The organism is Pseudomonas sp. GM74 (assembly GCF_000282455.1).
Classification (GTDB): Bacteria; Pseudomonadota; Gammaproteobacteria; order Pseudomonadales; family Pseudomonadaceae; genus Aquipseudomonas.
Map to the genome: position 1 here is coordinate 1 of NZ_AKJG01000174.1, position 9,070 is coordinate 9,070.

Annotated in this window: 10 protein-coding genes and 1 pseudogene; 3 read left to right on the forward strand and 8 right to left on the reverse strand. The window is 59.0% G+C overall.

The genetic code is table 11. From position 1 onward, the window contains the following. Positions 1-170 precede the first annotated feature (170 nt). The 5 genes from PMI34_RS00220 to PMI34_RS00200 all read right to left on the reverse strand — a co-directional run bounded on the left by PMI34_RS00220 (position 171) and on the right by PMI34_RS00200 (position 4,471). Positions 171-938 carry an ABC transporter ATP-binding protein gene (locus PMI34_RS00220; RefSeq protein ID WP_008054273.1) on the reverse strand — a complete coding sequence of 256 codons (768 nt, stop codon included), beginning with the start codon at positions 936-938 and terminating at the stop codon, positions 171-173. Positions 939-958: 20 nt separating this feature from the next. Continuing rightward, complete coding sequence (locus PMI34_RS00215; protein ID WP_008054274.1) at positions 959-1,669, reverse strand: ABC transporter permease; 711 nt, start codon at positions 1,667-1,669, stop codon at positions 959-961. Beyond that, positions 1,666-2,355, reverse strand: coding sequence for an ABC transporter permease (locus tag PMI34_RS00210; RefSeq protein WP_008054275.1), 690 nt, complete (start codon positions 2,353-2,355; stop codon positions 1,666-1,668). The genes PMI34_RS00215 and PMI34_RS00210 overlap by 4 nt, the downstream gene beginning before the upstream one ends. Before the next feature lie 99 nt (positions 2,356-2,454). Beyond that, the gene (locus PMI34_RS00205; protein WP_008054276.1) at positions 2,455-3,243 is read right to left on the reverse strand and encodes an ABC transporter substrate-binding protein; all 789 of its coding nucleotides are present in this window, start codon (positions 3,241-3,243) and stop codon (positions 2,455-2,457) included. Positions 3,244-3,301: 58 nt separating this feature from the next. Next, a complete protein-coding gene (locus tag PMI34_RS00200; protein WP_008054277.1) occupies positions 3,302-4,471 on the reverse strand; it encodes a M20 aminoacylase family protein in 1,170 nt (389 codons plus the stop codon). A 132-nt stretch (positions 4,472-4,603) separates the two neighbouring features. Between PMI34_RS00200 and PMI34_RS00195 the strand changes: the two genes are divergently transcribed. Further along, a complete protein-coding gene (locus PMI34_RS00195; protein WP_032829953.1) occupies positions 4,604-5,557 on the forward strand; it encodes a LysR substrate-binding domain-containing protein in 954 nt (317 codons plus the stop codon). A gap of 192 nt (positions 5,558-5,749) precedes the next feature. Here PMI34_RS00195 and PMI34_RS28535 read toward each other — a convergent pair. Further along, positions 5,750-5,941, reverse strand: a pseudogene (locus PMI34_RS28535) (nucleotidyltransferase family protein); the annotation flags it as partial. A gap of 364 nt (positions 5,942-6,305) precedes the next feature. Here PMI34_RS28535 and PMI34_RS00190 point away from each other — a divergent pair. Further along, positions 6,306-6,965: a hypothetical protein gene (locus PMI34_RS00190; RefSeq protein WP_008054279.1), complete on the forward strand. Its 660-nt coding sequence runs from the start codon at positions 6,306-6,308 to the stop codon at positions 6,963-6,965. Positions 6,966-7,455: 490 nt separating this feature from the next. Here the strand turns inward: PMI34_RS00190 and PMI34_RS00185 are convergent, their stop codons facing one another. Continuing rightward, on the reverse strand, positions 7,456-7,917 hold the full coding sequence (locus PMI34_RS00185; RefSeq protein ID WP_008054280.1) for an HvfA family oxazolone/thioamide-modified RiPP metallophore: 462 nt from the start codon (positions 7,915-7,917) through the stop codon (positions 7,456-7,458). A 622-nt stretch (positions 7,918-8,539) separates the two neighbouring features. Here PMI34_RS00185 and PMI34_RS00180 point away from each other — a divergent pair. After that, positions 8,540-8,893, forward strand: a complete 354-nt coding sequence (locus PMI34_RS00180; protein WP_008054281.1) for a DUF6124 family protein — start codon at positions 8,540-8,542, stop codon at positions 8,891-8,893. On the opposite strand, the gene PMI34_RS29480 is transcribed toward PMI34_RS00180, so the two are convergent. Beyond that, the coding region (locus PMI34_RS29480) for a hypothetical protein (RefSeq protein WP_238538845.1) at positions 8,872-9,070 on the reverse strand (199 nt) is incomplete at its 5' end. The two genes, PMI34_RS00180 and PMI34_RS29480, sit on opposite strands and share 22 nt — an antisense overlap.

Sequence of the window (9,070 nt, forward strand, 5' to 3'; positions counted from 1 at the left end):
CGGGATTAGTTGACCACTACAGTTGCCGACTCGATCACCGAAGCCCCCTTCCCAATTGTTTATCGGCGGCGAAAGCCTGAGAGGCATTGGCAATTCACCTTATGGTGGGGGGCCGCCGAGCGGAGTCAGCTCCAAAGGCAAATCTGCGTTAATTGGCCCACCAAGGGTAACTACTTGAGACTCCCGGCCAGGAACTGCTGCAACCGCTCGCTTTGAGGCTGTTCCAGCAGCGTGCCTGGCGCTCCCGACTCCTCCACCCTCCCCTGATGCAGAAACATGACGTGGTTCGACACCTGCCTGGCAAACGCCATTTCGTGGGTGACCACCACCATCGTCCTGCCCTCTTCGGCCAGTTGCTGCATGACCTTGAGCACCTCGCCCACCAGTTCAGGGTCAAGGGCTGAGGTCGGTTCGTCGAACAGCATCACCTCAGGTTCCATGGCCAGCGCACGTGCAATGGCCACCCGCTGTTGCTGGCCGCCGGACAAATGCACCGGGTACTGGGCCTCGACTTTTTGTGGCAGCCCCACCTTGGCAAGGTAATGACGCGCCCGCTCCAGTGCCTGCGCCCGACTGATACCGAGCACACTCATCGGGCACTCGATGATGTTTTCCAGCACGGTCATATGGCTCCACAAATTGAAGTGCTGAAACACCATCGACAACCGGCTGCGCAGGCTCCGTAACTGCCCGGGGTTAACCACACACAACTCGCCCCTTGAGTTTCTGCGGGTGAGCAACTCTTCGTCATTGACGACAATGCGCCCGGCCGACGGTTGTTCAAGATGGTTGATACAACGCAAGAAGGTACTTTTCCCGGACCCCGAGGAGCCGATGATGCTGATCACATCACCCGCCCGGGCCTTGAGCGAAACCCCTTTCAACACTTCATGGTTGCCGTAGTTTTTATGGACATCTTCAACGATCAATTTATACATTCGAGCAAGTCCGATAGGGGTCAGTGCGTGCGCGGTTTGAGGTAGGCCAGCCAATGCAGTTCGCCGCGTCGAAACAGCCAGATCAGGAAAAAAGCACTGGCGGCGTACAACACCCCGGCAATGCCAAAGGCGGTAAAGGATGCATAGGTCGCCGAGTTGACATCCCGGGCGATCTTCAGCAAGTCGGGCACCGTGGCGGTAAAGGCCACCGAAGTGGAATGCAACATCAGAATCACTTCATTGCTGAAAAACGGCAGCGCACGGCGCAACGCCGACGGCAGAATAATCCGCCGATAAAGCGTGAACCGGTTCATTCCGTAGGCACTGGCGGCCTCGACTTCACCGTGGGCGGTCGCCCTGATGGCGCCAGCAAAAATCTCGGTCATGTAGGCACAGGTGTTGAGCCCGAAAGCCAGCACCGTACAATTGAAGCCGTCACGGAAAAACGCGTTGAGAAAATCCTGGGACCGCACCACATGCAAGCTGTACACCCCGGTGTAGAAGAACAGCAGCTGGATGTACAACGGCGTGCCACGAAACACGTAGGTGTAGCACCACACCGGCAGGCGCAACAGCGGGTTGCGGCTGACGCGGGCAATCGACAACGGCACCGCGAGCACAAAACCCATCACCACCGAAAGTATGAGCAGCCACAAAGTCACCGCCAACCCGGAAAAGTACGGCCCGTCACTCCACAGGTAAGCCTGCCAGTAGTCCTGAAGAATGTTCATAGCGCAGCCTTCCTGACACCGACCGAGTAGTGGCGCTCAAGCCACAGCAACACGCCATTGGAGACCGTGGTAATGGCGAGGTAAATCAGGCCGCCGACCAGGGTGAAGTAAAAGAACTGCATCGAGCCCTTGCCCGCATCCTGCGTGGCCTTGACCACATCGGTCAGGCCGATGATCGACACCAGGGCCGTCGACTTGATCAGCACCTGCCAGTTATTGCCAATGCCCGGCAAGGCGTGGCGCAGCATTTGTGGAAAGAGGACCTTGCGAAAGGTTTCCCCGCGGGTCATGCCGTAAGCCCTCGCTGCTTCGATCTGACCGACCGGGACCGCCTGAAAAGCACCGCGAAACGTCTCGGTAAAATAGGCGCCGTAAATGAAGGCCAACGTCACGACACCGGCCAGAAACGGGTCTATGTCAATCTGAGTGATCCCCAGCCAATCGGTCATCCGGTTGAGCAACATCTGCAGGCTGAAAAACAGCAGCAACATGATCACCAGGTCCGGCATGCTGCGGATCACGGTCGTATACCCTGCGGCCAGTGCGCGCAACAATCGATTGGACGACAACTTGGAACTGGCGCCCATCAGCCCGGCCAGGACGGCGATCAGCAATGAACAAAGCGCCAGTTTGATGGTAGCCAGGGTGCCCAGCAGAATCTGCGGGCCAAAACCTTCCAGAAGCATCTCACTCTCCTTGTTCTTGTTAGGGTGAGGTGAAGGGGGCAATAGAGCGCTCGATCGAGCGCCCTGCTCAAGGTCACGACGACGGCTTACCGGGCGCCGTTACCGAGCGCCGTAGACGTCAAAGTCGAAGTACTTGTCGTTGATCCGCGCGTAAGTACCGTTGGCGAGAATGGTTGCCAGGGCTTTGTTCAAGTCTTCGCGCAACGCGACATCTTCCTTGCGCAGACCAAGGCCATCGCCGACGCCGAAGAAGCCCGGGTCCTCCAGAGTGGCACCGGCAAATTCATAGTCCTGACCCGCCGCTGTTTTCAGGAAGCCGTGACTGGCTTGAATGGCACCCTGCAACGAGGCATCAAGTCGCCCCACTACCAGGTCGGCGTACACCTGGTCCTGATTCTGATAGGAAAGAACGTCCACGCCCTTGGAACCCCAAACCGCTTTGGCATAGGACTCCTGGGTCGAGCCCTGCTCCACACCAATGCGCTTGCCCTTGAGCGATTCGAGGGTCGGCTGTAACCCCGATCCACGTTTGGCCACCAGGCGTGCCGGTGCATTGGACACCTTGTCGGTAAACGCAATCTGCTCGAGGCGCTTGGGGGTGATGGTCATCGAAGACGCCACCGCATCGAACTTGCGCGCCAGCAGTGCCGGGATCATCCCGTCCCAACTGCTTTCCACCCAGACGCAGCGGGCCTTCAGTTCGGCGCACAACGCCTCGGCGATGTCGACCCCGAAGCCGGTCAGCGTGCCATCCTGGTTCTTGTATTCCAGCGGTGGATACGTCGGGTCCACCCCCAGCTTCAACACTTTGCCGGACCAGTCGGCCGCCCCCGCCAGGCTCGAGGCCGTCAGGAACACCAGGGAAACGGCTGCAATCATCTTGTTCATTTTTATTCCTCTCAGACCGTAGATTTTTTACAGGCACAACGGATGAAAATACGCCGTCTCAACTCAGAAAACGTTCGACCAACTTGACCCAATAGCTCGCGCCTACCGGCAGGCAGCCGTCATTGAAGTCATAGCCGGGGTTGTGCAGCAGGCACCCGCCTTCGCCCTCGCCGTTGCCGATCACCAGATAGCTGCCGGGGCACTTTTCCAGGACAAAGGCAAAATCCTCGCTGGCCGTGAACGGCCGCAAGTCATCGATCAGGTGTTCATCCCCCAGCCACTCGCGGGCGACTTCATGGGCAAATGCCGTCTGTTCGGGATCGTTGATCAACACCGGATGGCAATGCTGGTAGTCGATGTGGACCCGGGCGCCGAAACTCTCGGCCTGGCCCTTTGCCAATTCGGTGATCCTGAGCTCCAGCAAACGGCGAACCTCGGGGGTCAGGGCGCGTACGCTCAGACTCAAGTCGGCGCTGGACGGGATGACATTCGAGGCGCTCCCGGCATGCAGGGAGCCCACGGTGATAATCGCCATCTCCTGCGGGTTGACGTTGCGCGAGACGATGCTTTGCAGGGACATCACGATCGAGGCGCCGACCACCACCGGGTCGACGGCTTTGTGCGGCACCGCGCCATGGCCGCCGTTGCCGATGATCTTGATGTTCACCGTGTCGGCAGACGCCATGAACGGTCCGCTGTAAAAACCCAAATGCCCGACGGGATAACCCGGCACGTTATGCATGGCGAAGATCGCGTCACACGGAAACCGTTCGAGCAGTCCGTCCTCCAGCATTTTCCTGGCACCGCCCAGCCCTTCTTCGGCCGGTTGGAAAATCAGGTGCACGGTGCCGTTGAATGCCCTTGTCCGGGCCAGATACTGACCCGCCGCCAGCAGGATGGCGGTATGACCGTCGTGACCGCAGGCATGCATGACACCGTCTATCCGGCTGGCATAAGGCAAACCGGAGGTTTCCTGGATCGGCAACGCATCCATGTCGGCGCGCAAGCCAATGGACCGACCCTCGCCATTTTTCAGGGTGGCAACGACTCCGGTCTTGCCCACCCCGGTGCTGACCTCAAAGCCCCACTGAGTCAGACACGCTGCAACCCGCTCACTGGTGGCGAATTCTTCAAAACCCAGCTCAGGGTGCGCGTGAATGCTGTGACGTATCGCGATCATTTCATCTTGCATCGCGGCAATACCAGGCAGGACCAAACCGGTATTCATGAGTGTTCTCCTTCGACAGGGGCTGTGCGGCAGCAAAAGCGCTGTTGGGCTCGATCTTAGGGAACTGGCACTGGGCTGGGGAGGCGCAGTTTGGTTATGATGACAACCATGAGTTGTCACCAGGGTGAGCAGATGAAACTGCATCAATTACAGGCGCTGATTGCCAGCGCCGAAACCGGCAGCATCCGCGCGGCCGCTCGTTCGCTGGATATTTCCCAGGCCGCTGTGACCAAAGCGCTGCGCGAGCTGGAAACCAGCCAGCAGCTACCGCTGTTTACCCGAACCGCCAGCGGTCTGAACTTCACCGAATACGGCAAAGTGCTACTGACTCATGCCCGGCTGGTGATCAAGCAACTGGAGCACGCACAGACCGAGCTTGATCACATGCGCGGGAAGGCCCAAGGCCGGCTCTGCGTCGGGATCACCCCATGGATCGCCCTGACCTTCCTGCCCGAAGTCGTGTTGGCTTTTCGCGAACGTATGCCACAAATCAAGCTGGAATTGTTCGAAAGCCTGATGGCCGTTGCCCAACCGCTGCTGCGCGACGGCAGCATGGACTTCGCGATTGGCCAACTCCATCCCACACAATCGACCCAGGAATTCGCCTGCGAAACCTTGCTCGATTACCAGACCTCGGTGCTGGTCCGCGAGGGTCACGCCCGACAGCATGCGCGATCGATCCACGAGTTGCTGGAAGAAAACTGGACCCTGAACTACGCGCCGGACGGTCATGATGGGCTGATGCAGGAACTGTTCTGGAAACACGGCGCGCAGATTGATGAGAATCGAATCGTGCGTGCTCATTCACTGGCCATTTTGCAGATGATGGTCGAGCGGGCCGACATGTGCACCTGGGGACCGTCCATCGTGAGCACAGCCCCGCCATTTCTGGGGCGCGTGGTATCCCTGGGGCTGACCGAGCAGTTCGAGCCCCGACAGCTGAGCATCGTGACTCGCCGCAATGGCGCACTGAGCAATCCGGCGATCTGCTTCACCGAATGCCTGTTGCAGGTCATTCGGCGCCATGCGCGCTCGGCCAAAAAGGAAGACCGCGCGCTGTTTGAAACCTTACGGCTGCTGCTGTGAGGTGACCCCGCAGTTTTATGCCTGATACGTCAGGACGTCTTTGGGTCAAATCCGGCCGCAGGTACCGGCGCCAAGCGCTCACTTCTGACTGATTTCTGCACGTGGCGAGAGGTGGCTCTCGGCCACAAGCGGACGTTCGGGAATGGCGGCTAACGATCCGAAACGGGCATGAAACTTTGAAGATGAAACGCTTCAGCTTATCGGGAGAACCTTCAGATCCGGCCAGGTTGCGAGCCAGTTTTTTGAGCGAAGACGGTTCAGATAGACCTGCCGTTTATCTGCCCGGAACTTCACCGTAGGTCGGACGACAAGGTTAAAGAGATCGTCTAGGCCGAGTGGTGCCGCGACCTCGACCACACCCTCTACTCCAAGCCGTACAGTTACCTTGAAACCTCAGGGTCAGGTCTTGTCTTTTGCCATCGCTATTATGCAAAAGGCAAGACCTGACCCCGCATTGCTTTGAGAAATACGAAAACCCCTGATTTCGAAAGAGATCGGGGGTTTTTGCTTTCTGGCTCCCCGGGGCCGTGTCGAAAAAGTGTCGAAGCCCCTAGAGCGCCCCAAGCGGATTGAGCCTTACCGCATCCTGCATCCAACGCCCGCTCGCCAAGCTGCGAGCCGCGCACTCAAGCAATACATGAGGACGGAAGGTTGAACCGCGGCTGTGTGTCGGTAACCGGCGTCGTCTAGGCTCAATTTCTCGGTCACATTCCATCTTGGAGGCCGTTTTCCCGCAGGAGGACTGTACATGCACATCACGACTTTCACTCTCATCTTACCGACTGCCCTGTTGGCATTAGCCTGCAGTTTCGCCAGTCAGGCCCAGCAAACGGACATGACCTTCTTTGTCACTAGCCTCGGCATGGGCAAGGGCGCCGAACTAGGTGGTCTGAGCGGCGCCGATAGGCACTGCCAGACGCTGGCCTCCGCCGTCGGGGCGGGCCAGCACACCTGGCGTGCTTACCTCAGCACCAGTGCCGTCGGCGGTGCGGGGGCGGTCAATGCCCGTGATCGCATCGGGCAAGGTCCTTGGCAAAACGCCAAGGGGGTCGTCATCGCCCGCGACGTCGCGCAACTGCACGGCGACAACCAACTGACCAAGGAAATGGCCCTGGACGAACACGGGGCGCTGGTTAAGGGGCGCGGCGACACGCCGAACATGCACGACATCCTCACCGGCTCGCAGGCGGACGGAACTGCGTTCGCCGGTAGCGATGACCATACCTGCAGCAACTGGACCAGCAGCGGCGAAGGGACGGCCCAGGTCGGTCATCATGACCGAATAGGACTGCGTGACGATGCGGCGGCACGCTCGTGGAACTCCTCGCACCCCTCGCGTGGCTGCAGCAGCGAAGCCCTGGCCGGCTCGGGCGGGGCGGGGCTGCTGTACTGCTTTGCCGCAGAATGACGGGCGATGCCGCTGCGGGGTCGCAAGTTGCAAGCGGGCCAGGCCGAGTAGAGCGGCCGGGGTCGCCGCATTTTCCTAGGCACGGCGGATCAGTGCAGAAAGTCTGTGAAACCTCAGGGTCAGGTCTTGTCTTTTGCCATCGCTATTAGGCAAAAGGCAAGACCTGACCCCGTATTGCTATCCTTGCACCAGACGGAGTATCCGCCAACGTACCGGATCGGCAGCGATGATGGTCTGCACCTGCGAGAGCTGGATCATGGGCGCTGGCCTAGATGTTAAAAGTCGGAGCGAGAGACTACCAACCCAGCTGCGTTAATGTCTGCTTCTGGCCGTTCTCCGCCGTTCATGGTTACAAAGCCTGCTGGTAAAATCCGATGCAACTGGTGGTCTAGTGGACTGCAATTTCCCACCTGACGACCAAACCACTACTGCCCACACAAAAAACCCTTCCTGCGCGTCAACGCAGGAAGGGTTTTTTGTTTGCAGCTAATCAGTCTTTAGCCTGGCTCAGTTTGGTGAACAGCTCGGTCGGCACTTTCTTGCCATTGGAGGTGTACTGGTTGGTGCGGAACTTGTACACCTCACCCTCGGACAGGAAACCGTCGCCGTTGGTGTCCATCGCCTTGAATTCCTCTGTGCCCTTGGGCGCCACTGCCAGCAGTTCCTTGAGCGACACGCGTCCGTCATCATCGGTGTCTGTGCGTGCGAAAGACGCATCGCCGCACTTGCCTTCACCGCACTTGCCTTCGGCCTGGGTCTTTTGCGCGCTGGCTTCGCCGGCACCGCACTTGCCTTCGCCACACTTGCCTTCGCTGGTCTTTTCCGCGGAGGCCAGTTGATAGCCCTGCGGCAAGGCTTCGGCGGAAAACGCCGAGGACGCGAAGTTGATACCGCCGACCAGTGCAACAGCGATCAGGCCAATACGGGTTTTGTTCGACTGGATACGAGACATGTTGATACTCCGGATCAATGACGTGGCGGGACCACTATTGGTCGTACCACTAGGGTTGATGAACCTGGTTGCGAGCTGCGTTGTGCTTCTCGCTTTGGCAGGTCTATTTGGCCCCAGTGGTGTATCCCGGCTGTATCCGTGATGAGTGGGTTTTGTATGGTTGTAGTCGGATCTCGTGCGCTGATACACAGCGATACACGAAAGCTGGTAGTCAGTGACCGGGGATGTTTTTTGCTTGCGTGGGGATCGCTCGACATTGCCCACGAGCGCTTGTTTAAAAAGGTTGTAGGGTATTTCCGGCGGGCTACAAGACCTTGCGTCGTTGCCTACGGGTACGCCAGAATCCGCCGGCTTGTGCGTCTAGGGGTCGGGTTCTATCGTTCGCGTGCCGCTGCTTACTCAGCGGCCGGGTCTGGAAACCCCGAAATGAAAATGGCGCCACTGCGTCCTTCATAACCTATGCTTGCACGCTTTTGAGTGTGCACTCCGTTATGGCGGCTGTGCGCGGGAGACCTTCGGGTCTACCGGGTTGCCGTTTCCCCGGGTTTCCAGCCTGCGTACAGCTGCCACCTATTCGTCTGGAAACGAACGTGGCAGCTTCAACCATGAAGCGGAGACTCCCATGTTCAAGGTCACCCCCAACCCGCCGGACACCGATCCGACATCACCCTGCGAACCCGATTCAAACAGGCTCAACGAGGCCGCCGAATCCGCCTTCCACTTCCCCTCCACCGCAGACATCAAAGCCACACCGCGCACGCCTTGTTCCCTGTTTACCGTCGCCCCCGAGGCCGATACCGAAACGCTGATGGTGTATCTGGTCGAGACGCTGGCCTCGGTCGATGTGATGGTGCATCAGTTGGTGGATCATCTGGATGGTGGGTCGCGCAATGCCCTGTTGGGGATTTCCAATAGTGTGATGCTGGCGGAGATTACGGCGAACCGGGTGCTGGATCAGATTGATCCGCGTGAATAAACCCCGTCAATTGTAGGAGCTGGCTTGCCAGCGATGGCGACGGCAAATTCACCATCGCATCGCCGGCAAGCCGGCTCCCACAGGGTCGTGTTCACAACGTTCAATTGTGGGAGCTGGCTTGCCAGCGGTGGCGGCGGCACATTCACCATCGCATCGCCGGCAAGCCGGCTCCCACAA

What these genes read in the sequence shown, in the direction of transcription:
- PMI34_RS00220 (WP_008054273.1), bottom strand. Translation starts at nt 938, where the DNA reads ATGTATAAATTGATCGTTGAAGATGTCCATAAAAACTACGGCAACCAT.
- PMI34_RS00215 (WP_008054274.1), bottom strand. Translation starts at nt 1,669, where the DNA reads ATGAACATTCTTCAGGACTACTGGCAGGCTTACCTGTGGAGTGACGGG.
- PMI34_RS00210 (WP_008054275.1), bottom strand. Translation starts at nt 2,355, where the DNA reads ATGCTTCTGGAAGGTTTTGGCCCGCAGATTCTGCTGGGCACCCTGGCT.
- PMI34_RS00205 (WP_008054276.1), bottom strand. Translation starts at nt 3,243, where the DNA reads ATGAACAAGATGATTGCAGCCGTTTCCCTGGTGTTCCTGACGGCCTCG.
- PMI34_RS00200 (WP_008054277.1), bottom strand. Translation starts at nt 4,471, where the DNA reads ATGAATACCGGTTTGGTCCTGCCTGGTATTGCCGCGATGCAAGATGAA.
- PMI34_RS00195 (WP_032829953.1), top strand. Translation starts at nt 4,604, where the DNA reads ATGAAACTGCATCAATTACAGGCGCTGATTGCCAGCGCCGAAACCGGC.
- PMI34_RS00190 (WP_008054279.1), top strand. Translation starts at nt 6,306, where the DNA reads ATGCACATCACGACTTTCACTCTCATCTTACCGACTGCCCTGTTGGCA.
- PMI34_RS00185 (WP_008054280.1), bottom strand. Translation starts at nt 7,917, where the DNA reads ATGTCTCGTATCCAGTCGAACAAAACCCGTATTGGCCTGATCGCTGTT.
- PMI34_RS00180 (WP_008054281.1), top strand. Translation starts at nt 8,540, where the DNA reads ATGTTCAAGGTCACCCCCAACCCGCCGGACACCGATCCGACATCACCC.